A 25,613-nucleotide genomic window follows, 5' to 3' on the forward strand; every position below is an offset into this window, starting at 1 on the left:
GCCAGGTCAGTAATGAAATGGAAACAAATATTTTCCTCTTTTTATTCATGACTTCCCTCCTGAACATCCACCAGTATTTCATATATGTTATGTCCCAGGCTTTTAAACCAGATCTGCATTCCCACAGTCAGAGGCCGGTTGTTGTCCTTACTGCTTCGATAGTTTTTTTTCCCGGCACTGTTTTGCACCAGGGTAATCTTAACGTCAGGCATTAAAAGATACTCAATGGTATCAATTTCTATGCGCCGGTGAGTTTCCAGCCATGGTTCTCTTGTTATTACTCCCCTGTGAAACTCTCCAACCGCCATGGCAGTATTCAGGCTTATCAGAAAAAGAAGAGTTGAGATAAAAAAAACGATTGAGAATTTCTTTTTACAATTCATAACCTACTCCAATGGAACAAGCTGATTGTTGAGAGTAAACACATTAACAGATCAAATAATCATTATGAAAACAATCAATAAGGACGACATTCTCCCTCCATGCCGACCAAGTGCCTCCATCCCAAACGTATAACTGCCACACTGTTACTTAACCCGAGTTTCTGGGAAAACACCTGGTAATTTATAACACTGCCACCTCCTGCAGCCCCTTTGCCTTTTCCCTCGTATCCGGAAGCCATCGTAATTGATCCACCTGCACTGAGTGAAGTTTGCCCAAAAAGCGCTATATTTGTATGGGGAGCATTATCGGTAGCATTTGCCATATTTTCCGGAATCCTGATATTTCTGGCACCATCAGATGGGAAATCATTTTGAGTAATGGCCGTTCCGGCCGGCAACCCTATCACAGTGGGATTCCACGGAAGTACTGTAAAATCTTCACGATAGGCAAGTTTTGGGTCAGCAACCTGTACCCCGCCAATATTATAAAAAATTACGGGACTCGGACTTGCGCTGCTCAACCCGGCCTTGTTAAAACCGAGAGGGCAGGCAATATTCCACTCGATCATCTCAATACCAACCTCCGTCCCCCCGTCAGCTCCATAAAAAGTTTTCTCTGCCAGATTAATATTCTGGGCAATATTTTTTTCAACATTGGAGGTATTCATTCCGGCCAATCCCACAAGGGAGAGAACAACCAGAACCGAGAGAGCAGCAACCAGCACAAAACCTTTTTCATTTTTTCCAGTTATCGATAATGGATTAAAATTTTTATTAATTTTTTTCATATCACATCATCCTTAATATAACTGTATTCAGCCCGATGAACAGGTCTGGCTGTCTGGGCAGCTTTATCTTTCGAGTTTATAACTATAATATTGATAGTTTTTGTATTCTCTACCGGATAATCGACTGCTATATTCCAATAAACATCATAGTCATCATAAAAAGCGCATTGATCAGCAATATTGACACAGCCTGCCACTGCATTCCCCCGGGGATCGACATTTCCGGGACAACACTGCCAATGCCTCAGGCCGAATTCCTCGTTAGGATTAGTAGTATTAACATTGCCGTCATCCTGATCATCAATACCATCTCCATTTGAATCTTGGTTTGTACCATCTCCGTCCAAATCGGTCAGCAGCGGGTCGGAATAATCGAGACGCATAATGTCTTCTATAAAAGAGGCCGCCATCATTGATTTCGCTGATATTCCACCGGCATTACTGTTTTCATCTATCGATTTGACCTGCATCATCTGCAGCGCCAATATACCAATGGTGAAAATGACCATTGCAATTAACACTTCAACAAGAGTAAATCCTTTTTCCTGAGTTTTCATGACTACCTCTTATAGGCCAATATTCCTGCACTGAACAGTAGTGTATAAAAATCTTCGCCGGAAATTATCATTATAGGGACCACCATTTATGACGGTACCAAACGGAGTTGTGTAGGTTAATGTATTTAGATAATTTACTTCGGGTGTAGCAGTACGAACAAGCATGGAGATCTGAACTGTACGAATCTGATCCAATGTTGACGGATTTGGAGCGAGAGTCACCGTCCCATCTTCAAGAGTATAGGCAAACTCTATAAAATCCACATTATCAACAAATGGTTGGGCCCCACCTCCGGTGTTTCTTGTGAGCTGAAGAGTAGCTGCATTAAACGCCAGTGTTACATTTTCATTGGCATCTGCAATATCCCCATCACCATCAGTAGCTGTCCCCGCATTATCAGTTATATCCTGTGTAAAATTAATGGTATTACTGGTTGCGGTTACTATTCCTGCACCGGCATTGCCTGAAGGGTCATATCCAGCCATTCGCAACTCCTGACCAACGAGATAAAGTCCGGCACGCAGATTCTGTTGCATATCTACAACAACTTCCTGCCTTGTATAAATGTTTTGCTGCCCTGTATATACAAAATATATAGCTCCGGCAACAATACTGGAAACCAGCAGAGCAATCATCAACTCAACCAGTGTGAAGCCACTGATATTAGAGCTTTTTTTATAATAATAAACAGTCATATTTGTTAATTAATCCAATTATTTGGGTTTCCGGCATTAGTATTTGTCTGGATAAAAGCGCTGCCGGTATTTCTAACCATCACACGCAACCAAAGTGTTGCCTGCGCCGGATTGCCATTATTTGAAAAGACAACACTCCCTGTACCCACAGCCAATCGGGTTGCAACCATTGATCGCTGATTAAAACTAATCGCAGTAAATAAATTTGCCTGATCAGCAGGGATAGCTGCAACGGGAGTCATTGTGAGGGCTACAGATTCACGAACATTAACGTCAGACATAAGCAATGGCTCTGTTCCTACCCCTCCCCCAACAGGATTGTCCCATACAGCATCACACGCTGTTCCACCACCGGATCCATCATCGATAAATATGCGATAACTTCCCCCGGTAGCCGGAGCTACAACCGGTAAAAAATAGAGGCCAACACATGTGTTTCTTTTAACAGCCTCAAGTTTCATGGTCTGTATATTGGAAAGTAATTCTCTTCCATCTGCGTGAAGGTTTTTTGTAGGTTTCATTGAAATGTAATTTGAAATCACTGCCACAGCTAAAATAGCAATTATCGAGACAACGACCAAAGATTCAACAAGTGTTACTCCCTTATCATCTATATTCAGGAAATAAACTGAAAAAAATTTTTTCCTTTTCAAGCTCATAAGCTCACGCTCCCTGCCCACTTATAATTCGAAAAATCTCAAGTTTTTATTCTTTTGGAACATTATCGGGTATGCAAAATTCACACCAAAACAATAAAAATAAAAACAATTGGTATTTATAATGAAAATTAAAGCTTTTTAACCATAACCAGATTGTTGTAAAGATTTTTTATAATTTATTTTAATATTTATTGGTCACTACAATTCAATTCATCAAAATAGACTTTTCCGTTTTTCTTAATGCAGTATTTTGAACCGTATGGGTTTTTGGGAAGATGTTTTAAAAAACCTTTTTCTACGAGTTCTTCTACGGAAGAGGGAATTTTCCTATTTTCCTTCCGATAAATTTGCATCGCTTTTTCGATAATCAGACTACCCTTAAGAGCCTCATAGCGATTTTCAATTTGCTTTCTTTCAAAATCTGAATGTGTTGAATGCTGAAGAATATTTTCCAGGAGCATAATTGCAGTTTCAGTCACTCCCCCCTTCAATGCCAACCTGCCCCCCAACACAGAAAGAAAAGGTGGACTGTGAGGCACAAGAGCTGCTTTTAAATAAAATTTTCCTGCTTTCCCGAGATTATTATTAAAAAAATAGCTGTTAAACCCTATGAATCTAAATGGTTGCCAGTCCCATGGTCTTTTCTCTGCTGCAATAAGTAAAATATCCTCCATTTCGTTGACCATTTTCGCAGACCATGGTAACCATCCCTGGGCTAGAATGAAAGTCTGATTAAAGTAAGGATCTAATGCCTGACAGTTACGAAATAATTTATATATACGCTTCCAATCATGTTTCTTTTTCACAGTAACAAATTTTTTCCCTCTTCTTTCCAACCTGGTTCCAAGCCGAGCACCAATATCTAGCAAAAGCGCATCTGCAACAACTCCTTTGAATTCAACTGCCAGTGCTTTTAATACGTCTTCCGGCAAAGTCTGTATGACTGGAGTTTGATCTCTGCTCAACTGTGATTTTTCATCCCTTAACAATTGCAGAGAACTATAACTAAACACGAAAATGCAACAAACTATAATAGGAAAGAAAAGAACTTTACTTCTTGCGAACATCAAGTTAAATCCTTTTTGGAAAGAAAAAGATGAGAAAAGTATAATAAGAGGAAAGAATAACTCAAAGAATAAAGAACCAGCAGAAAAAACTCATGAAAGCCAAAAAAAAGCCCATATGCAGCAACGGTTTTTTTATCAAACAGTGATAAATTGGGAAAAATCCAAGAAATAATTGTTACAATAAAACTATAGTCACTTAAAGGTGCTGCAAGTGGATTATTATCGATCACTCTCCTGAGTAATTCCATATTCTGCCCCACAAGATAAGTGGAAACAGTAAATAAAAGAGCTACAAAATGATTACTTGCAAAACAGAAAAAGAAGAAACTGACAGACAATAACATCAAAAGAGCCAGCCATTGGCAAAAAAGGGCCATCAAATAAGTGACCCAAGAAAAATTAGGAGGAATATAAGTTACGTGATTTGTAAAAACAAATTGCATGGATGCAGCAGCACTCACTCCCATTATAGCACCGGCAGCAAGAAGTATCAGACTGAGACCCAAAAATTTTCCTGCCGTATACTGCCAGATAGTAACAGGCCGAGATAAAATCATATGAATACTTCTGGCATCAAAATCGTCAGCGAGAATTTTCAGCGCAAGAAATAATACCATCAAAATTCCCGTAAATGCAAAAGCTGACAATCCAAATTCTACAGACACTTTACCAAGATCCCAGGAAAACAACTCTGTTATGGCAATATTTAAAAATGACAAAAGTGCTGCGAGTGAAACAATAGCCCACAAGGATTTATGACGAATCCCTTCCACAAAAGTTGCCCATGTAAGATTCCATATATTACGACTGCTTTGCATTTTCAGCTTCCTTTATACTGGAAACAAATTGTTCCTCTAACGTTTGTTGTTCAACAAAATTGGACAATTCCCCCGAATAAAGCAATTCACCTTTATGAATAACCGCAATTCGATCACACAATTCCTCGATATCACTAAGAATATGAGTGCTGAAAAAAATAGTTTTCCCTCTTTTTTTGAGCTCTTCAAAAATCTCTTTGATCAAATGACGACCAAGTGGATCTAATCCACTCATGGGTTCATCAAAAATAAAAATCTGTGGATCATGAATCAAGGCATTGGCCATCCCTAATCTTTGCTTCATACCCTTTGAAAAATCTCTGACCCTGATGTTTATTGCATCTTGAAGATTCAGTCGTTCCAACAGAACTGGAATAGTCTTTTTGAGCTCTTTTAATTGAAGATTACTGAGCTTCCCTGATAAAAGGAGTGTTTCCCATGCAGTCAAATGGTTATAAAAAACCGGTGATTCCGACAAATATCCTATTTGATGACGAAATTCGTTTTTACCAACAATATTTCCAAAAATTTCAATTTCACCGCTTGTTGGTCGTAAAAAATTAAGGATCAACTTAATTGTTGTAGATTTCCCTGCTCCATTTGGTCCCAAAAAACCAAACACATCTCCCTCATCTACCTCAAGAGAAAGATTACTGAGGACTGTATTGATCTTTCTTTTAGAAATTGCAAATTGCTTTGTGAGATTTTTAATTATTAAAGCTTGAGCCATTTTTTATTAGCAATGTATTGATCAATTTAAAAAGGTACATTCAATCAAAAGAGAAGTGTATTCCAGTAAGTATAATTGTTTTTTTGTATGTTGTATATGAAGAAGAAATCCCAACACACTGACGCATGTTGGGATTTTACCAATAAATCAACAAATAATAATCTTAGTTGGCAGGAGCCCAGTTAGCACTGGGAGAGCCGTTACCATTAACATCAGCAGTTGTAGGATCATTATCAGCGTTAAAACCGTCTGCAGCACTGGCAGCGACTACAGGTGCTGCTAACAACCGATCATTACCAATCCAGTTTGCATTACTGACACTATAGAGGACATTGGCGTTATCTGAATCATTACCATACGCTGTATCACCCTGTATATGCCTTGTTATAATAACATAAGAGGTTGATGTATTAACACCAGCTGCAGTATTAGGAGTATTAGCAAGAACAACCATCCCGGCACCAAGTCCATTGGGAACTGCAAATTGTTTTGTACTGGCCCCGTTAGTTCCGGACAAACGACCAGCTGCTACAGCTGCTGTTGCAGCAGTACCGAGAGCAGGTACACTGTTAGAAGATGCTACTACTCCGGCACCTCTTATAGCACCTACGGCGGCTATTAAGGTAGCTGCAGCATTTGTAGATTCTCCATATGCTCCCAATTCTGCATTTAAATCGGCCTCCGACCCTACCATATTTTTATTAACCGCTTTTGCGTTCGCATTAAAAGAACGAGTTCTATAAGCTGCAAACTGCGGGATAGCTATTGCAGCTAAAATACCAATTATAGCTACAACAATCATTAATTCCACAAGTGTAAAACCTTCTCTATTTTCTGCTTTTTTTCTCAGTGACATGATAATTTCGTTCATCTTTGGCTCCTTTTAAATTAAAAAATATATATTTTGTCATCCATTAGACAACCACCTGCAGTCTTACATTGCAACAACTATGCCACCAAAAGAAGCAATTCTCAAAAATAGCAACTCTTATTAATATATCCTATAACTTCGTATAGTTATACGGATAAATTCTACTATCTGAATTCAGTTGTCTGATCATCAATAGAATAATTGTCGGCTTGTATGTTAAAAAAGTGTCACTGGTGACATTTTTTGTCAGCTTATTCTCCGCCAAACTCTCTCTGTACTATTCTGTCAGTGTTGTAAGTGATGGAATGAGAAGGTTCAGTTTCTTCTTACCCATCTGTATGTTATCGTCAATTATTCCTTTTGCAAAATCAATTTCTTCCGCAAAAAGAGCATCATTACCATTTACCAGAACAAGAAAATTTTTAAAGTTATTTTTATATGATTCTAGTTCAAAACTTTTCTTTCCCAAATGATCATCGTTTTGAAGCAGCAACTTTGTCACTCCCAGATTGTATTGAGTATAAAAGGTATTAGGTAATAGTTTCGCTGCCATGTCAGCATATTGAAAAGCAATGTCTCTTTTATCTTCATTTAGAGACTGTTGTGAAAGATGAAGATAACTCATAACTATATAACCACCGACTCCCTTTACAAAAGTATTGTATTTACCGAGCCGGGTAACAGCAACTTCAAATTTTTTTTCACTGAATGCCTTAATTCCTGCAAAAAGATCTCTGTACAATTTCACTTTATGAGGTTTATTCTCATTTTTAAATCTGTTTATTTCTTTTTTAGAAATTAACTCTGCAGTTTCCCAGTCGTTTATAGTTAAAGCAAACAAATAAATACGAAGTAGTGCGAAATGACTCCTCAACTTAAAAATATTTTTCGATACTCTATAATGATCCCTTTCCGGTAGTTTCAAACCTTTCCTGATAAAAACCTGGCCATTTCTTCCATAAAAAGCAAGTTTCCATTTCGGCGAATAGCGAAAATATGAAGAAAGAGCCAATTCAGCATGATCAAAAGTCCATACATCACACGGATATTTTTTTAGAAGTAAATCCAACCCTTTGGTTGAGCGAGAAGCAAAATATTCATCACTCCAGTTTTTGTACGGGAAGTGTCTGGAATCAAAAAACACTTTATTGGCTGGCCAAAGTCTCCACAATAAATAGGCCCCGAAATTATAGCTGTTTCCAATATGGGCTTTTGGAAAATATTTTTCTATGTATTCCGCTTCATCCACCGGATTGTTTCCTGAAATGCTGAAATCTCCGGCCAACACATAGTCTTCAGCTATAGTAAAGGCACGATATATTACATTGATCGATAGAAATAACGTTATAATCATCACAATATAAGGCAACCATAATTTTATCCTCTTTTCTTTGATGACAAGAGAAAAGCTATTGTTTTCAAGCAGCATATAAATTGCCGGGAAACATATGACAGGTGCTAAAAAATATGTCACCCTTAAGGCTTGACTATAAATTAATGTAAACACCATAATTGACAACAATGATGACCATTCGATTCTCTTTTGTTTAAATCGAATACCAAAAAGAAGCAAAATCAAACCTATAGCAATATTTACAAATAAGGCAAAATTATGATACGATATTTTGTATGCAAAAGTAGCAGCATAGGCAGTTATTTTTCTATTATAATTGAGATTCTCCTGCGTCGGCATAAGATCAAAAAAAAGCTTATATGGATAATGCCATCCATACGGATTACATACAACGACAACAAATGAAATGCAGACAGAAATCCAAAGATGCTTTCTTATTTTTTTTGATAAAACATTCCCAAAACTGAACCAAGTGTTAGCAATCTCACCAATTGTCGCTGTTATTATAAATATATACCCGAAAAAAAATACTCCATGACTATTCACCCAGATTAGCATAATCAATGGGAAAAAATAACAATAATAATGTGCTTTTTCCCCACCAAGCCGTATATTCCACCAATTCCACACCAGAAGTGTCATTAATACAAATGACATAATTTCAGGTTTAATAAAAACAGCAGTATAAGCCATTAAAATTGAAATTAAAACAATGAACCATACCAATGGATGACTAACTCCATGCAATTTTCTGGCATACAGAAAACAAGCTAAAACAAATAGAAATAAACACAAATAGCGAAAAACAAAAAGACCTGGCAGTCCAAAGCTATTATGGATCAGATAAAGAATAATATCGGGAAGCCATGTACAATAAATCGTATCATTTGTAGCAGGTGTCCAGGAAAAAATCGTATGGTCAGCGATTAGGGTATGGTTTTCGAGAAAATATTTACCATAGAGCATATGCCACCAAATATCTCCATCTCTAACAGGAAGAGAAAAACGAAGGGCAACGGTGATGATGGTAATAATTGCAAAAATTATCCCCCATATCCAGTGAAATTGAAATTCAGAATTATCTTTCTTGCTGATAGCGGTCATAATTTAATTAATTTTTATTGTTCCCTGAATCATTTCCAAACCAGTTAATGTATACGTATATCGGATAAATTTCCATTTCCCTATTGGTTTCAACAGATCTTTTATTTTCTCTTCATGCCTCATATATTGTCCTCTGTCCAGATTTCTAATCAATTCAGCCAGGGGACGAAGTGCTTTTCTTTGGGGCAAAACAGCATCCATTACAACCAAATTACCTCCTGGCCTGCACACACGGAGCATCTCTTGAACCATTACAGCTACATCATTATCCTTTAAATGATGTAGTACTCCCAGGGAAAAAACTGCACCAAAAGAGTTTTTTTTAAAAGGAAGCAATAATGCAGAACCAGTTACCGCAACATTAGTCACCTGTTGAAAAGCATTAGAATATTCGTGTTGTATATCTAAACCTATCGGTTTTAGATTGACTTTCCAGAGCCAGCTCGCTGGTCCACATCCAATATCCAATATGGGACCGGGTTTTGCTATTAACGTCTCATGAAGATTGTTTAGTTTCCGGCAGAGAATAAATTGAGCTCCTGGGGCTAAAATGTTTTGAGCCATTTGATAAACAAATGGACTGTTCAGGATAGTGTAGAATTGTTTATTCATGAGTCTCAATAGAAAGATTATCTAGCACTGATAAATGCTTTTCTACAAAATAATGTGGCCTGTTTCTGGACTCGTCCAGAGTTCGCCACAAATATTCCCCCAGTATGCCAAGCATTATCATTTGCCCACCCCCCAGTAACAATATCGCTGTCATTACTGAAGACCACCCCTGGACCGGGCTTCCCCATAGAACACTTTTTGCTATAATAATTATTGCATAGGCAAAACCTACCCCGGCAACAAGAAATCCCACCAGGGTCATTATTTTCAAGGGAATTCCTGAAAAAGCAATTATCCAGTCTTTGGCAAGCTGTAATTTACTTTTAAAGGTCCATTTGGAATTCCCAGATCTTCTGGGTTTACGTTCATATTCAATGGAACCTTGTGAATATCCCAACCAAACAATCAATCCGAATAACGATGTGTTCGTTTCTCTGCATGAAATTATTGATTTAACTATTTTTTTGTCCAGAAGATAAAAATCAGCTCTTGATAAATCGATTTTGCTTTCGACTTCACCGAAAAAACCAAGCAATGAATAAAAAAACCGTGCCAGTAAAGAAGAAATCCTCCCTTCATTATCTCTTGCTTTTCGTAAAGCCCAGACAACTTCACACCCGGAATGCCATTTTTCTATCATCCGCTTGATTGCCCATGGATCATCCTGACCATCTGCCGCAATACAAAGTACAATATCACCGGATACATAGTCCAAGCCAGCTCGAATTGCTATATGACTGCCACTTCTCCTGCTTAAACGAATGACAGATACTTTGGGAAATGGTGCTTCAGCTAGTTTTTCGAACATTCCATCGGAAGAAGCATCATCCACGATGACTATCTCGTAATTAGTCACTATTTCTGAAGACTGTCTGATACTCTCGGCAAGATCAGAAAGTATACTCTTAATATTTTCTGCCTCGTTATAGGCAGGAATAACAACACTGAGCTTCATCTTTCTTCCTTTATTACTGTTGCGGGATTTCCCACGACAGTTTTAAGTTCAGAAACACTTCGAATTACAGTAGATCCTATTCCGATCATTGATTCTGGGCCAACCTCTACTTCATGAATTATTTTCACACCACTCCCGACATAACAGTTTTTCCTGATTGACACACCCCCGATACTGAAACATTGGAACCAATCAGGGTGTAATCCTCAATAACACTATCATGACATATAACACTCCCCGGCAACATAACAACATGGTTTCCGACAGTAACATTAACTGTTAAAACAACATTAGCCATCAGCAATGTATTCATTCCCACCTCACATCCAATACCTTTACTGACAGTTGGATGAATAATTGTCGCGAATCTGCTGTCCGGCAGTTCAAGAGAATCAATTATAATCTTTCTCCGCCTAAAATTGTCCGGACGCCCAGGAACCGCTAAAACAAAAGCATCTGGGAATTTTGATAAAATATTTCTTCCTCCAAGAACTTTTATCCCCCCGCACCCTCTTCCTGCCTTCAAAGCATCATCATCAATAAAACCCAAAACTGTCCAGGAAGGCTGAGCTGCATTGATAGCTTCTATTGTTGACAGGGCCTCACGTGCATTCCCATTGAAAGGGAAAAGAATAATCTCCTTCATATTGCCGGCTTTTCAGTTATGACTTAAGACCACAATCCCAGAAATAATCAGCAAAAGGCCTATTATTTTTGATACTGTGACAGTCTCTTTTAGGAGAAATGCAGAACCGAGAGTAACCAGAAGAAAAGTAATACTGACCAGAATTGGATAGGCGACGCTTAACGGTTCAATAGATATAATTCGGATCCAGACTAGTGTTGCAAATCCATATAAAACTATCCCGCAGTCAAAGGTGGGCTGTCTGAGCAGATTTATAAATGATACCAAAATATCATTCATTTGACCTCCAAAACCACCTGCCTTGTCCACCCCGATCCTTAGAAATAGATTTGCTGCGACAGCAATTCCTGCACTGATCAGGGTCAATATCCATCCAGTTGAACTCATCAGGACAGTGCCTTTTTAAAGGTTTGTATGACATATTCCTGCTCTTCCGGAACCAGCTGTACAAAAAGAGGTAGGAGAAGAGTATTGTCTCTGCATTTTTCGCTCTCCTGAAGCAACCAGAAATCAGACATATATGGTTGCTCCTGATGGGCATTCATTATTCCTCTCCGAGTTGCAATACCGTTTTCATATAAATCCTGCATCAGAGGTTGCATAGCCAGTTTTGCACCTCTTTCTATCTTCACAGGAAAACTTTGGTAATTTGTTCTACACCAGGTAGATTCAACAGGGGTAACAACCCTGTCCAGGTCTGAAAAAGCTTCACTATAAACAGAGGCAATCTCTCTTCTTCTTTTAACCATATAATCGAGTTTTTTAAGCTGCTCTATACCAACAGCAGCCTGAATGTCGGTCATTCTGTAATTATATCCGGTAATCAGATAGTTTTCAAAAATCACCTTTCTCGACTTATGCCTCTCGCGGTCTGAAACATTCATTCCATGCTGTCGTAACAATCTGAATGTCCTGTCCAATTCGGCATTGTTGGTCGTTAACATGCCACCATCACCTGTAGTCAGAACTTTTCTAGGATGAAAACTGAAACAGGCAACAGCTCCATGGGGTCGTCCGATTTTTTCCCAGGATATTCCATTGTCAAAAGAAATCTCACTACCGATGGCACAGGCAGCATCTTCAATTACCGGAATATTATAACTGTCCCCAAGACTGATGATTTTTTTTAAATCACATGGCATTCCCATCTGGTGAACAACAACAATGGCAGCAATTTTTCCAATATCATTACCCAAATGCCATAAAGGAGATTGATTAGATATCAATTTTTGATACTGGCCATAGTAAAGACAGTCTTTTTTCCTTATACAATATTTCTCGAGACAATGTTCAAGCTTTTCAACACTTATATTGAAGGTATCAGGCTGGATATCTATAAAAAGAGGCTCAGCCCCACAATGACGGATGGCATTGGCCGTCGCGATAAAACTGTGACTGACCGTAATAACAATGTCCCCAGCACCAACACCGACACCGAGAAGAGCCAGGTGCAGAGCAGTTGTGCAGCTTGAAACGGCACAGGCATAGCCAGCGCCAGTATAGTGTGCGAACCTTTCTTCAAATTCTTTAACTTTCGGACCCTGGGTAACCCATCCTGATAAAATTACCTGTGCGGCAGCTTCTGCTTCCTCCTGACCAAGAAATGGTCGAGCAATTGGTATCATAAATTATGCCGTTTTCCAGTTTGTTCCAACTTCGTCAGCCAGAAGACTTTCAGGATTTTTTGTATGATTTCTGAAAAAATCTACGGTCATTTTGAGACCATCATCAAATGATGTTTCAGGCTTCCATTTTGCGACGGACATAAAATTTGAAGAATCAGCATATAAACGATCGACATCACCAGGCCGGCTTTCTATATATTTGATAGTCGATTTGCTTTCTTTCAATATTTCGAGAAGTTTTTCAGCGATATTTTTAATGGATACCTCAAAATTACTGCCAATATTAAAAGTTTTTCCTGTCATTTCATCACTTCCTGCAGCAGCAATCAATCCTGATGCAGTATCTTCCACAAAAGTGAAATCTCGTGTCTGCGACCCGTCACCAAATACTAGAACATCTTCATTGTTCAGAATTCGTACAATAGATTTTGGTATCATCTCTCCAGCATCCCCTTCATGATGCGAACGAGGTCCATAAGTATTAAATGGTCGTATAACGGTTGTGGTCATTCCATATGTTTTGAAATAGGCTCTGGCATAGGCCTCTCCAGCGAGTTTACCTGCGCCATAAACAGTACAGGGATATGTAGGGTGGTTTTCAGGCATTGGAACAAAAAGAGCGGACCCATAAACTTCAGATGACGAGCAATGGATAAACCTTTGCACATCTGCTTTGAGAGCCGCATCAAGAACCAGCAAGGTTCCTTCAGCATTTACCTTATGATTTTCGAAAGGATGTTGCAATGAATGCCTGACCCCGAGGCAGGCAAGATGAAAAACAATATCTACATCACTCATTGACCGGGCGACATCAAGGGGATCAACAACACTGCCATGGTAGAATTCGAACTTGCTTGAAAGGAAATGATGTTCAATATTTCTTTTCTTGCCATTCACCAGGTTATCAAGAACACGAACATTACATCCGAGTTCCAAAAGCTTATCTACCAAATGAGATCCAATAAACCCGGCTCCCCCTGTAACCAGACAATTTTTCCCAGGCAACTCAAGCATATAACTTCACAGCCTCTTTTAATTTATTACAGACGAATTCAATATCATCTTCAGACAATTCAGGATACATGGGAAGCGAGAGTAACCTGCCGGCGCATTCTTCCGAAACCGGAAAATCACCATTTTTATAGGAATAACAGGAATACGCTTTTTGCAGATGCAATGGAACAGGGTAATGCAATCCAGTCGTTATGCCGTGTTCAGCTAAGTAATCAGCAATCCTTTTCCTTTTAGATACAAGAACCACATACAGATGATAGACTGAAACAACATCTTCTCTTATATAAGGGGTTACCAAATCATCTGAATCAAGCAGATTATCATACATGCGGGCATGTTTTCTCCGCAAAGCATTCCACCTGCTTAAATATTTTAATTTAATCTGCAATGCCGCGGCCTGCAGGGCATCACAACGTCCATTATACCCTTCCATATCATGGACATATTTTCTTGACTGACCATGATTGCGTAAGGCTGTTATCTTTTGTGCAAGTTGGCAGTTATTTGTGGTCACAGCACCAGCTTCACCGCAAGCACCAAGGTTTTTTCCGGGATAAAATGAGAAAGCCGCTGCAACGCCGAACCCTCCAACTTTTTTGTCTTTGTATTCGGCAAGATGAGCCTGGCAGCTATCTTCAACAACCCATATTTGATATTTTTCGGCTATTTCCTGAACAGTGTCCATATCTGCAGGTTGTCCATACAGATGAACGGCTATTATCCCCTTTGTTTTTTCTGTAATTGCTGTTTCAATTTTACCGGGATCAATATTATAAGTAAAAGGATCAATATCCACAAATCGAACTGTTGCTCCAGCCTGGCTTACTGCTTCACTGGTCGCAATAAAAGTATTGACCGGTACAATGACTTCATCACCTGGTCCGACACCCAATGCCAACAGAATAAAACGTAAGGCATCAGTACCACTGCCAACAGAAACACAATATTTTACTCCGCAGGCAGCTGCAAAATCATGCTCAAAACCTTCCACATATTCACCACCAATAAATCCTGCGGTCAACAGTATCTTTTCCCATTCCTGTAGAATCTCAGATCGAAGAGTCTGATGCTGTTTCGCCAGATCCAAAAAAGGGATTATCATTCTGTTATCCTTCTTAAAAACTTTGCCGGGTTCCCGACCCATATTTCACCTGCCGGAATATCCCGAACAACAACACTTCCTGCACCGACAATTGAATCAGAACCAACTGTAATTCCACATAATATTGTTGCACCAGATCCGATTGACACATTACGTTCGATCACCGTTTCAACAACATCCCAATCAAAATCATCCTGAAGAAGTCCATCTTCCCGAGTGGCTCTGGGGTAAAGATCATTTACGAAAGTTACGTTGTGCCCAATAAATACCTCGTTTGCAATATGCACGCCTTCACAGATAAACGTGTGACTCGAAATCTTACATTTCTCACCAATTAAAACACCTTTTTGAATCTCAACAAACGTTCCTATCTTTGTTTTACTCCCAATCGAACATCCATACAAATTAACAAATGCATGAATGGTCACATCTTCACCAAGTTCAACGTCTCCAGATATTCTGCAATACTTTTTTTTCATCTCACCAGCTCATCGATATTGTCGAACCACCACAAACCAGGGATTGTTGAGCAACTTCAAGAATTTTGAGAACCCTCAATGCCGCTTTTCCATCAGTCAAAGGAGGCCGATTTTCGTGGATGCATTGTGCAAATTCTTTTACCATAACAGTCAACGCTTCTGTCTGGTCGATACAAGGTGCCAGGATATCTCCAGACCGGTAGGAAATCAGCAATTTGGATTTCTGTTTCTTGTCCTCAGCCGATAGAGTTATACCCTTATCATAAATCCTCACTTTTTCTGCAGGAACCAGATCATTCCATTCAATCATTTTCCTGCTGCCGCCAATAAGAGTTTTTCGAATTTTAACAGGTGAAAGCCAGTTCACATGAAAATTAGCAATAAAAGAATTTTCATATTCCAGTGTCACATAAGCAATATTTTCCAACGAACTGTCCGTATGTGCCACCCCTCTGGCGGAAACCCTGCTGGGACGGCAGGAAAAGAGGAAGTCAACAATAGCAAGATCATGAACTGCAAGATCCCAGATCACATTCACGTCACTCTGAAACAACCCAAGATTCACCCTGACAGAGTCATAGTAAAGTATTTGCCCAAGTTCTCCTGATTCGATATATTCTTTTATTTTTCTAACAGCTCCCGTATAACAGAATGTATGATCACACATTAACTGTACGGCATGCTGCTCTGCCAAACGGACTAATTTTTCACCTTGTTCCGCTGTTTGACATATCGGCTTTTCAATAAGGACATGTTTCCCCTTTGAAACACATTGGCTTGCTAACTCATAGTGCGTCGAAACGGGAGTTGCGACAGCAACTGCATCAACAGATTTGTCATCCAGAATCTCCTGAAATCGTAGTGTTTTTTTTACACCTGGATATGCTGTCATCACAGAATTCAGCTTTATTTCATCGGCATCACAAACCCATACCAGCTGCCAGTCAGGGGCCTGCATAAAATTTCGTATCAGATTTGGTCCCCAGTAACCACAACCAATCACTGCAATATTCAGCATTTGTTCTCCAGGTTTAAATAGGGTAGAAAGCCAATTTAATTCTCCCTGATCAATCCGCACAACTCATCAGCAATTACATTTATCTCCTCCAGATCCTTCCCTTCGACCATGACTCTTATTACAGACTCCGTACCGGATGCACGCACCAGAATACGTCCATCTTTTCCCAGCTTTTTCTCAAACGCTTCAACTGTTTCGGTAAAATTCGGCAAAGTATTTACATCAATTTTTGTGGAAGTCCGTACATTTTTCAATACCTGGGGGAAGCTGTGCATAATGGCTGCAAGTTCGGAGAGCGGTTTTTTTCTTTTTTTCATGATGGCAAGGAGCTGCAACCCGGCCAGGATTCCGTCTCCTGTGGTTATGTGATCAAGAAAAACAAGGTGACCGGACTGTTCGCCACCGAATGAATATTTCTTTTTTCGCATGCATTCAACCACATATCTGTCCCCCACTGCCGTGCGAACCATCCTGCCACCCATTTTTTCCATGGCCACCTCAAGGCCCATGTTGGACATGACCGTGGCCACAAGGGTCTTTTTCTTCAGTTTTCTCTGCTTCAATAGCTCCCGGGCGCAGATGGCCATAATATGGTCGCCATCAACAATTTCTCCCCGCTCATCACAAACAATGAGCCGATCACCGTCTCCATCAAGGGCCAGGCCGATATCGGCACCTGAATTCTTCACTTTTTCCGCCATGAGCTCGGGAAAAAGAGCGCCACAATTATCATTGATATTTTTGCCGTCAGGATTGATCCCCAGTGGAGTAACCTTAGCTCCCAGTTCTTCAAACACAAAAGGAGCCACCCCATAAGTTGCACCATGGGCGCAGTCAAGGACGATATGAAAATCATCAAGGGTATATTTTTTCGGGAATGTATTTTTCAAAAAGACGATATATCTTCCCCTGGCATCATCAATTCGCATGGCTTTACCGACTTCATCGGCTACCGGCCTGAGTGCTGCCATTTTCTGAGAAAAAATCAGATCCTCAATTTCCGCCTCCACTTCGTCAGGCAGCTTGAAACCATCACTTGAAAAAATTTTAATACCGTTATCCTGAAACGGGTTATGGGAAGCGGAGATCACCACCCCCGCATCAGCACGCATCGAGGTTGTAATAAAGGCAATTCCCGGTGTCGGAAGCGGCCCGACAAGCAGGACATCCACACCCATAGAGCAGATTCCAGCCGCAAGGGCGTTTTCAAGCATATAGCACGACTGCCTGGTATCCTTGCCAATGACAATCCTGTGTCCCTTTGCTCTTTTCTTGACTATAAAAGCTATTGCCCTGCCAACCTGCATGGCAATTTCAACAGTCATGGGATAGATGTTCGCAACCCCTCGAATACCATCAGTGCCGAATAATTTTCTCATTACCTGTTCTTATGCGGTTTTTTCTTTTTTTTTATTGAACGAATAAGAAGGGGCGACCCGTCTTCTTCGTTTCCATTCTTTTCTTCCAGCCCCGGCAACCCTGTTTCCGGGAGTACCCCATTTTCAAGTCTGCCCAGGGGAACAATGGAATCTACGGTTTCCTGCCCAGCTCCCCCTTCTTTCACAAAATGAACTGTTGACGGAATAATGGATACAATTTCAACAGGATATTCGACATCCGGTCTGGGAATAACCTCCACTTTCAAACTTTCCACACCCTGCTGCTGAATTGCTGTTACCATGAACAGTTTTTTTAAATTCACCTTTTTCTTCAACAACAACCTGGGAATGTTTGCCGTAACTTTAACAACTTCCGGTACAACTTTTTTTGCTCTACCGTTAGCCAGGACATGCACCTTCATATCCGCCATTGTCTTTGTCACAGTTTCAAGATCAATTTTTATATCGGCAGTAACGGAAGTTTCACCTATCAGATCAACAATTGAAGGATCCAGTTCCAGGGGGACCTGCATCTGCGTTGAATGTTTCAGGCCATCCAGATTTATGGCATTCGTATACAACTCATCAATCCTGGAGAGAACTGTCTGGGGCCCGGTTATTGAAATAACATCGGGCTCGGTATGCAGCCCTTTGAGTATATAGCCGGCGGCAGGCCGCCCAACTGTCTTTGCTGTAACAGGAAATCGCTTCTGTATCAGCTTATCCAGGGAAAGAATAATTGAAGATGGCTGAACCCTCTGCACGGTGATCCCCCGTGGCACGGGAATATGCTGATTACTGTTTTCAATAACCATTGTTCCCGGAGTCGCCGCCGACAGATCTATCTGACGGGTAATAGCTTTATTGGACATATCGAGGATCAAGGCACGAGGACCGCTGACTGTAACTTCAATTTCTTTTTTAAACTGATTTGAAATAACAAGATCCCGCGGCAGATTAATAATTTCTATGGGAATCATGACATTTTTATCCACACGATTCTCTCCGCCCACGTAATACCAGAGAATGACCGCAAGACAGAGAGACGCAAACTTTAAGATCCAGTCTTTGGAGACCAGTTTTGCCAATGTGTTTTTTCCTGACAGGTTATCAGACGCCATCTTCACTTGCCCCCCAGCCAGTTTTTCCAGGGTTGAGAAGAACTGCTGTCACCAACCATGAAAATCGCCTGAAGACTTTTAGTCAGTCCTATTTCGTCTTCTATGGTGGTCAGAGCTCCATGTCGTACAATGGATATCTCCTGGGTTTCTTCCGACACAACAAGAACAACGGCGTCTGTTTCTTCAGTAAGACCGATTGCAGCACGATGCCTGGTCCCATAGCGTTTATTAATATAAGGATTTTGGGTCAGGGGAAGAATACAGCCGGCATGCTGAATCCGCCCTTCACTGATAAGAACAGCTCCGTCATGAAGTGGTGACGCCGGCATAAAGATCGAAATAAGCAATTCTTTTGTCAGAACCGCATCCAGTTTGAAACCGGACTCGATAAAATCCCCAAGACTTGTTTCTCTTTCAATTACAATAAGGGCCCCGATCCTTCTTTTTGCGAGATAAAAAAGTGTCCTTATTATCTCCTCCATCTGTTTATCGACGATCTCAATATGTTTCTGGAAAGGAGAACGGCCAACCTGTGTCAGAGCCCTGCGGATATCCTGCTGAAAAACAATGATGACTATAAGCAGAATCGAACTGAGAAAATTCTGCATCACCCAGAGAAGAGCGGACAGATCAAGGACGCTGGCCAGGAAATAGATGATTGTAAGAATACCGATTCCTACCACCATCTGCACAGAGCGTGTGCCTCTGATAATGGAAATCAGCTGATGAATGATAAACGCCACCACAAGAATATCGAGGATATCCTGCCAGCGAAAATAACGGAAAGATTCAAACATAAAGGATCAAAAACGGCTGAAATTGATGTATAATTTAAATGTACGACTAATATTAAGGAATTAAAAGATTTTTTTTAGATTTTTTAAAATCCATACCATTTTTTTACACCTGAATCCTGCAATTGGCAGGTTTATCGGAGATGCGAGGCATCAAGGGCGCCGACGTATTAACATACTTCAAGCCCTTGATAACGAAGCAGATTCGATAGGTAAGCGTAGACTCCGAAATTGCCAATCCCGCAGAGCGAGGGAGTAAAGAAAAAACAATCTCACTCGGATAGTGAGTAGTACAGCCCTTACTGCGATATGATAATTATCTGTTTATACAGTATAAATATTTTTTCTTTATTCCCGAAGTGCAGGATTTAGGTTACAATTGATCCCCCTATGACACCGGACACCTTTTCAGGCCACCTCCCATATCGTTGAAAATTTAAAGAACTTCAGCCACAAGAGATACAATTTCTCCAGCATTCGGACTTTTCACAACCACCCTGTCAACACCAGCCTCAATGGCCTTCATTCTTGTTTCTTCCCGCTCGTCAGCAGTAAAGAGCACCAGTTTGACATCATCTTTATCTTCCTGTTTTCTCACATTCCTGCAGATCGAAAGACCGGACATATCCGGTAACCTGTAATCAATTACTGCCACATCGGGTGACTCCTCCAGAATAAGATCGTAACCGGCTTTACCGGTAGCGGCGCACAATGTATTAAATCCCGCTTTTTGGAAGAGCCTGGTGTAAAGCCTTAAGATAACGGGGTTATCATCAATCAGAACGATCTTCTTCAGTTGAGTTTCCTTCGAGCCTGTCAACTTTTTCCGAGAAGTTTCCAGTACAAGCAACCTGTCCCCGGCTATGACCAGATCATCTTCTTCCGGCATGAGAATATCCGTTTCATTCCTGCGTATACCTACGATTTTTCCGTCGAGCAATTGCGAGGCTGCAAGAATAGACTTCCCGGTCAGATCAGAATCTTCAGATATTTCCTGCCATTCTGGTTCACAGGATTTTGAAAAAGCCCCGAGAAACAGATCATCTCCCAGGTCTTCTTTGGCCAGAAGGCTTTCAGCTACTTTCTGGCCGGCGGCAGCAAAGGGGGAAATAACTGAATCCGCACCTGCACGTAATATCCTGGACTCTGAACTTGGCTGATCAATTCTGGCGATAATCCTCAGCACAGGGTTCAGCTCCCTGGCTGTCAGGACAGCAAAAAGATTATCCGGATCAGAATCCAGCACTGCAAGAAGGGCCGAAGCTTTTTTTATACCTGCTTTCAGCAGGACATCTTCTCTGGTACCATCACCAAGAATATGAAAAAAACCCAGTTCGGCAATTTTTTTTAATGTCTCCTCAGAATTATCGATAATTACAAAATCAGCACCCTTTTCACTGAAATACTCGGCGGCGGCCGCTCCCACACGACCATGCCCGCAAATGATAACATGCCCCTTTAATCTACCTATTCGTTTTTCCATAGATTTCATCCATCTGTTTGGATTCGCTGACCGTTCGATAACCATTTCCGTAAAAGCGCTTGCCGCAAACGCTATACTGCCGACCCCGGAAAGAATCAGAAACACGGTGAAAATTCTACCACTTTCCGAAAGAGGATTTATTTCACCATAGCCGACTGTTGAAATTGTTATTACAGTCATATAAAAAGCATCAATGAAGGTATACCCTTCGAGAATATGATATCCCGCAGTTCCTGTTACAAGAAAAAACAGCAGAAAAAAGACAGCCAGAAAAACGCGTTTATGTGGTCCCATTAAACAAAACCCTTGTCGAAATCCCGAACTCATGGACAGCTGACGAGTTCAGCGGGGAAGTGGTAGCCCGCATTTTTCATCAGTTCAGGCGGCGTCAGCTACAAAATTTTCAACAGTAAATAATAGTAGTCTATATTTACTGTTGAAATATTGCAGAAGATGGCGTCGCCTGGGCTGACCTTGGGTGAACATTGTGTCAATTTTGTTCGACTACTGATAGTTGGCTAATTATTTGTATTCTACAGCTCATCTCAAAATTGACACAATGTTCATGAGAAATGCGGGGTAGCCAGTTGCAAAACAGACAAGTAAACTATAACACAACAAAAAACAGTTTTTATAACCTTTTTGTGTTTATAATTTGAAAATGCATTTTTCCGCAGTCTGGTGTATAAAATCCGGGTACAGTTGTCTTTTATCTGGAAATCCCATGGCAAAAGACCTTTTTGCTATGGGATTTAAACAGAAACACCTCCAACACAAATTATGTCAGATAGATTTGGAAATATTCCCATACAGCCTCCGGCTCCCACACCCAGAAAATCTTCTTCCCCAAAAAAAGAGCAACCCGGAGGAAAAAAACAAAGAAACAATCCGAATTCACCTTTAAACGTGGGATCCGGCTGCTGCTTCTCCCATTTTTGTTTATTCTCTACTCACTGATTGGATTTTTTGGTGTTCCCTACTATATCACTGCTATATTACCCTCCACTCTCTTTGAAAACACAGGGGTTTTTTTCAAAACTGACCACACAACCTTTAATCCCTATACTTTTTCCTTTCGTTCAGAAAACATATCTCTGCAATTGACAAAGAACAATAATCGTCAACTGCTCTTTATCAAAACTCTTTCCGGAAAACTTTCACCATTTCACCTGCTCCGAAATGATATCGTCTGCAATGATCTGACGATAATTGAACCCAGTGCAAACTTGATCAGAAACAAAGACAAATCATATAATTTCTCACCTCTGTTTCAATCGGACAGACAGAAAAGCTATTCGGAAATGATGAATTTCTCCGACCTCCCCTTTTATTTTTCCTTGAATAATATCCGGGTAAAAGACGGAAGTGTCACGTTTATTGATCAACCTGCAGAGAAGAGTCACTCTATCAAGGATATTCAACTTGCATTGCCAAGTTTTTCGAACCTGGCATTTCAGGCGGACAACTATATAAGACCCCACTTTTCAGCAACAGTGAACGGCAGTCCCGTTGAACTTTCAGGGGAAGCCGGAATTGGTGATTCCGGTTCTGCACGCACCTCAACTGATCTGGTCTGTAACCTCAAGGCAATAGACCTCCCCCTGTACCTCAGTTACCTGCCGTTTACACTACCGTTTTCCATTACAGAAGGCAAAGCCGACGGTAAGATCGGCCTGAAATTTGATCCCAAAGGTGAAAAAGGGCAAAAACTGGCTGTACGCTTTACACTGAACATCAGTAAAGCAAACTTCCTGGCACACAACAGCACCTTTGATCTGGCTATTCCCAGGGCTCAACTTGAAGGCACTGTCAATCCGGTCTCACAAAATATTCATCTTAATACCGTCAAGTTGACAAAACCTGTTATTTCTTCGTTCGGGCGCAGTTTTGTAAAAAACATCAGCTCACTTCTCAGCACATACAGCGATAAAAAACAGTCCGTACCCGGAGAAAAATCTGAATATACAACAGTAATAGATTCCCTCACACTCAAAGACGGCACCCTGAAACAATTTACCCCGGAAAAAGATAAAATCATCTCGGAATGGACAATGCTTCAACTGGAGGCACACCATTTTTCGACCAGGAAAAAGAACGAAAAAAATGCTGGAAAGGAAAAAGCAGGAACATTCACCCTCACCGGATCCCGAAAAAAAAGTTCCACATCATTCGCGTGGAAGGGAAAAATAAGCCAGCCCACATATTTTCTTGGGACACTCACTGCCAATCACCTTGACCTGAATGGTTTAGCACGATTTCTTGATCTGTCACCTTTACACTCCATGGCCGGCACCGCTTCCCTGAAGGGGGAACTGTCTCTGGATCTGGCTGAGAGCGAAAAAAGCCTGAAGAATGCTGTTTTTTATCATCTTGATGATGCTACTGTGACAATCCGTAATTTCCGCCTGTCCCCCTCCAATAAGAATAAAAAGAAAAACAGGTCAACAGAACTTTTGGCAGACAAATTGATATTGGCAGGTTTCAGCAGGAACAAAAAAAACATCAATTTTGGCAAGGTTCGTTTTGAAAAAGGTACTCTGACATTCAGAAAAGGACAGCCCCGCCTGTTTTTTCCTTTTTTACTACAGGAAAATACAAGATCAGAAGTCTCCAGTTCAAAGGCAAAAGTCTTTTTATCACAGACAAGTCTTCTCAAATTCTTTTTCCGGACTTCTCCATAAAAGCAACAGACCTGGACCGGAAAAAAGCAGTGAAAAACAACTTTTCGTTGTCAGCGAAAGGAAAAGCCGGTATCCGTCTCAGTGGTAAGGGGAGTATCCGGCTGACACCTTTCAACGGATTGATGAAAACTGAATTTGACCGGGTCCCGGCAAAATCTCTTTTTTCCTGGTTTTCAAAATCTCCTCTTCTCACGACTATCCAGGGACAGATTAGCGGAAAAGGGACATTTACTTTTCCCGGGATAGCTTTTACAGGCACATTGCAGGCAGACAAAGGCTCTCTCTCTCTTCGAGACAATCAGACAATTTCGTGGACCGGAAATGTTCTCCATGGAATGAATTATACCGCCCGCCCGTTCCACCTTGGTATTGCCCTTGTTGAACTGCAGTCTCTCTCATTACCATGGACGATTACAAACAACGATGATACAGCCCTGGAAAATTTTTCTGCATTTCTTCAGAGCTATTTTCCCATGGCGGACAGAACTCATCGAAGTAAAAACAGTGTCACACTTTCTCCCGTGGATATACAGGAGATTGTTATTTTAAACGGCCAAATTGCATTGACTGATACCCGAACCAATCCTCCCTGGTCTGCCAGTATCTCGAAACTCAATGGTCAAATAAAAAATATTCATTCCGGAATGGCGCCGGTTATCTCCCAGCTTCAGTTTTCCGGAAAACTGGATGATTCACCCTTTACTGTTGAGGCCCAGGGTGATCTGTTTTCACCGGAGAGAAACGGCAGTTTCAGTTTCAGTCTCGACGATCATCCTCTTGCCTCTTTTCACCATCAGATTTCTCAAGTTCTCGATGTTAATACGGGTAAAGGAGATTTTGGCCTGGAGATAAACAGCTACTGGGAAGAGTCTCAACTGTCATCATCCGGAAAGATTCATTTTTCCAAAATAGAACCCATATCGCCGATTGCTGACTCAGCCCTGACACTGGCATTACTCGAAGGAACTGACAACAGCTTTTCAATGGATCTGTCCTTTTCCGAACCTCGACCGGTTGCAGCCACATCTCTGTTTGAACGAATTCTTGTCCAGTTTCAGAAATTTGTGGTCAAGGGTTCGGTATCACCGTTTCTTCTGGCACAGGGAGACTTTACTGATCTTATCGATAACGAAATGATTGAATTTATTCCCGGAGAGTTCATGCTGTCTGACCAGGGACGCAACAACCTCTCAAAATATGGTGCCCTCATGATAAACCATCCCAATATAAGACTGGTTTTGTCTGGAAATTATGATGAAAAAACGGACAGGGCAGCCATGAAAAAACAGATGGAAGAAATAGAATCAAAACGGGTAAATACAGAAAACAAAGAGAAATTTGCCGAATGGAAAAGGCAGAAAGAAGCGTATTATAAGGCACTTGAACTGAAACAGAAAAAACTGACTCTGGAAGGAAAAATCATAGAACAGGATATTCCACCAAAATTTCTCCAGGAATTTGTTCCCATCCAACCACAGACAATTCAAGTGGACCAAGCCATGCTGGAGGAACTGGCCCAAAAAAGGGCGGAAATTGTCCAGAAACATCTGACAAGCCAGCTTCAACTGAAATCTGAAAGGATACAACTGGATAAGAACCGACAAGCTGGAACCGCATGCGGAGTGTCAGTGACACTTAAACCATATTTCCAGACAATACCTCAATGAAAAGATGGAT

Annotated in this window: 25 protein-coding genes; 2 read left to right on the top strand and 23 right to left on the bottom strand. The window is 40.7% G+C overall.

All coding sequences use genetic code 11. From position 1 onward, the window contains the following. Window positions 1-41: 41 nt before the first annotated feature. The 23 genes from LO777_RS08445 to LO777_RS08560 all read right to left on the bottom strand — a co-directional run bounded on the left by LO777_RS08445 (window position 42) and on the right by LO777_RS08560 (window position 21,549). The gene (locus tag LO777_RS08445; protein ID WP_228857070.1) at window positions 42-383 is read right to left on the bottom strand and encodes a hypothetical protein; all 342 of its coding nucleotides are present in this window, start codon (window positions 381-383) and stop codon (window positions 42-44) included. Window positions 384-457: 74 nt separating this feature from the next. Beyond that, complete coding sequence (locus LO777_RS08450) at window positions 458-1,171, bottom strand: hypothetical protein (RefSeq protein ID WP_228857071.1); 714 nt, start codon at window positions 1,169-1,171, stop codon at window positions 458-460. Beyond that, window positions 1,168-1,728, bottom strand: a complete 561-nt coding sequence (locus LO777_RS08455; RefSeq protein WP_228857072.1) for a type IV pilus modification PilV family protein — start codon at window positions 1,726-1,728, stop codon at window positions 1,168-1,170. Before LO777_RS08455 ends, LO777_RS08450 begins: the two co-directional genes overlap by 4 nt. Before the next feature lie 9 nt (window positions 1,729-1,737). After that, window positions 1,738-2,424, bottom strand: coding sequence for a prepilin-type N-terminal cleavage/methylation domain-containing protein (locus LO777_RS08460; protein ID WP_228857073.1), 687 nt, complete (start codon window positions 2,422-2,424; stop codon window positions 1,738-1,740). 5 nt (window positions 2,425-2,429) lie between these two features. Then, window positions 2,430-3,083 (bottom strand): GspH/FimT family pseudopilin, encoded by a 654-nt coding sequence (locus tag LO777_RS08465; protein ID WP_228857074.1) that lies wholly within the window; start codon window positions 3,081-3,083, stop codon window positions 2,430-2,432. A gap of 188 nt (window positions 3,084-3,271) precedes the next feature. Then, entirely contained in the window at window positions 3,272-4,015 is a 744-nt protein-coding gene (locus LO777_RS08470; protein WP_228857075.1) for a hypothetical protein, read from the bottom strand. A 134-nt stretch (window positions 4,016-4,149) separates the two neighbouring features. Continuing rightward, window positions 4,150-4,968: an ABC transporter permease gene (locus LO777_RS08475; protein WP_228857076.1), complete on the bottom strand. Its 819-nt coding sequence runs from the start codon at window positions 4,966-4,968 to the stop codon at window positions 4,150-4,152. Beyond that, on the bottom strand, window positions 4,952-5,698 hold the full coding sequence (locus LO777_RS08480) for an ABC transporter ATP-binding protein (protein ID WP_228857077.1): 747 nt from the start codon (window positions 5,696-5,698) through the stop codon (window positions 4,952-4,954). Before LO777_RS08480 ends, LO777_RS08475 begins: the two co-directional genes overlap by 17 nt. Window positions 5,699-5,861: 163 nt before the next feature. After that, entirely contained in the window at window positions 5,862-6,569 is a 708-nt protein-coding gene (locus tag LO777_RS20520; protein WP_329955691.1) for a prepilin-type N-terminal cleavage/methylation domain-containing protein, read from the bottom strand. A gap of 277 nt (window positions 6,570-6,846) precedes the next feature. Then, the gene (locus tag LO777_RS08490) at window positions 6,847-9,027 is read right to left on the bottom strand and encodes a hypothetical protein (RefSeq protein ID WP_228857078.1); all 2,181 of its coding nucleotides are present in this window, start codon (window positions 9,025-9,027) and stop codon (window positions 6,847-6,849) included. A gap of 3 nt (window positions 9,028-9,030) precedes the next feature. Beyond that, entirely contained in the window at window positions 9,031-9,639 is a 609-nt protein-coding gene (locus LO777_RS08495) for a class I SAM-dependent methyltransferase (protein WP_228857079.1), read from the bottom strand. Further along, window positions 9,632-10,594: a glycosyltransferase family 2 protein gene (locus tag LO777_RS08500; protein ID WP_228857080.1), complete on the bottom strand. Its 963-nt coding sequence runs from the start codon at window positions 10,592-10,594 to the stop codon at window positions 9,632-9,634. Before LO777_RS08500 ends, LO777_RS08495 begins: the two co-directional genes overlap by 8 nt. 124 nt (window positions 10,595-10,718) lie before the next feature. After that, complete coding sequence (locus tag LO777_RS08505; protein ID WP_228857081.1) at window positions 10,719-11,144, bottom strand: LbetaH domain-containing protein; 426 nt, start codon at window positions 11,142-11,144, stop codon at window positions 10,719-10,721. 108 nt (window positions 11,145-11,252) lie between these two features. Continuing rightward, window positions 11,253-11,627, bottom strand: a complete 375-nt coding sequence (locus LO777_RS08510; protein WP_228857082.1) for a DMT family transporter — start codon at window positions 11,625-11,627, stop codon at window positions 11,253-11,255. After that, complete coding sequence (locus tag LO777_RS08515; RefSeq protein ID WP_228857083.1) at window positions 11,627-12,865, bottom strand: DegT/DnrJ/EryC1/StrS family aminotransferase; 1,239 nt, start codon at window positions 12,863-12,865, stop codon at window positions 11,627-11,629. The genes LO777_RS08510 and LO777_RS08515 overlap by 1 nt, the downstream gene beginning before the upstream one ends. Window positions 12,866-12,868: 3 nt before the next feature. Further along, window positions 12,869-13,879: a GDP-mannose 4,6-dehydratase gene (locus LO777_RS08520; protein WP_268907533.1), complete on the bottom strand. Its 1,011-nt coding sequence runs from the start codon at window positions 13,877-13,879 to the stop codon at window positions 12,869-12,871. Next, window positions 13,872-14,981 carry a DegT/DnrJ/EryC1/StrS family aminotransferase gene (locus LO777_RS08525; protein ID WP_228857085.1) on the bottom strand — a complete coding sequence of 370 codons (1,110 nt, stop codon included), beginning with the start codon at window positions 14,979-14,981 and terminating at the stop codon, window positions 13,872-13,874. Before LO777_RS08525 ends, LO777_RS08520 begins: the two co-directional genes overlap by 8 nt. Then, complete coding sequence (locus tag LO777_RS20010) at window positions 14,978-15,460, bottom strand: acyltransferase (RefSeq protein WP_268907534.1); 483 nt, start codon at window positions 15,458-15,460, stop codon at window positions 14,978-14,980. Before LO777_RS20010 ends, LO777_RS08525 begins: the two co-directional genes overlap by 4 nt. A 1-nt stretch (window position 15,461) precedes the next feature. After that, window positions 15,462-16,478 carry a Gfo/Idh/MocA family protein gene (locus tag LO777_RS08540; RefSeq protein ID WP_228857086.1) on the bottom strand — a complete coding sequence of 339 codons (1,017 nt, stop codon included), beginning with the start codon at window positions 16,476-16,478 and terminating at the stop codon, window positions 15,462-15,464. Between the two features lie 35 nt (window positions 16,479-16,513). After that, a complete protein-coding gene (glmM, locus tag LO777_RS08545) occupies window positions 16,514-17,857 on the bottom strand; it encodes a phosphoglucosamine mutase (RefSeq protein ID WP_228857087.1) in 1,344 nt (447 codons plus the stop codon). Next, window positions 17,857-18,978 (bottom strand): CdaR family protein, encoded by a 1,122-nt coding sequence (locus LO777_RS08550; protein ID WP_228857088.1) that lies wholly within the window; start codon window positions 18,976-18,978, stop codon window positions 17,857-17,859. The genes glmM and LO777_RS08550 overlap by 1 nt, the downstream gene beginning before the upstream one ends. Before the next feature lie 2 nt (window positions 18,979-18,980). Continuing rightward, window positions 18,981-19,775, bottom strand: coding sequence for a diadenylate cyclase CdaA (gene cdaA, locus LO777_RS08555; RefSeq protein ID WP_228857089.1), 795 nt, complete (start codon window positions 19,773-19,775; stop codon window positions 18,981-18,983). Window positions 19,776-20,208: 433 nt separating this feature from the next. After that, complete coding sequence (locus LO777_RS08560) at window positions 20,209-21,549, bottom strand: NAD-binding protein (protein ID WP_228857090.1); 1,341 nt, start codon at window positions 21,547-21,549, stop codon at window positions 20,209-20,211. A 626-nt stretch (window positions 21,550-22,175) separates the two neighbouring features. On the opposite strand from LO777_RS08560, the gene LO777_RS08565 reads away from it, so the two are divergent. Both LO777_RS08565 and LO777_RS08570 read left to right on the top strand, forming a co-directional pair. Then, window positions 22,176-23,936, top strand: a complete 1,761-nt coding sequence (locus tag LO777_RS08565; RefSeq protein ID WP_456237675.1) for a DUF748 domain-containing protein — start codon at window positions 22,176-22,178, stop codon at window positions 23,934-23,936. Continuing rightward, window positions 23,891-25,603 (top strand): DUF748 domain-containing protein, encoded by a 1,713-nt coding sequence (locus LO777_RS08570; RefSeq protein WP_456237676.1) that lies wholly within the window; start codon window positions 23,891-23,893, stop codon window positions 25,601-25,603. Before LO777_RS08565 ends, LO777_RS08570 begins: the two co-directional genes overlap by 46 nt. Window positions 25,604-25,613: the final 10 nt, after the last annotated feature.

This window comes from Desulfomarina profundi, assembly GCF_019703855.1.
GTDB lineage: Bacteria > Desulfobacterota > Desulfobulbia > Desulfobulbales > Desulfocapsaceae > Desulfomarina > Desulfomarina profundi.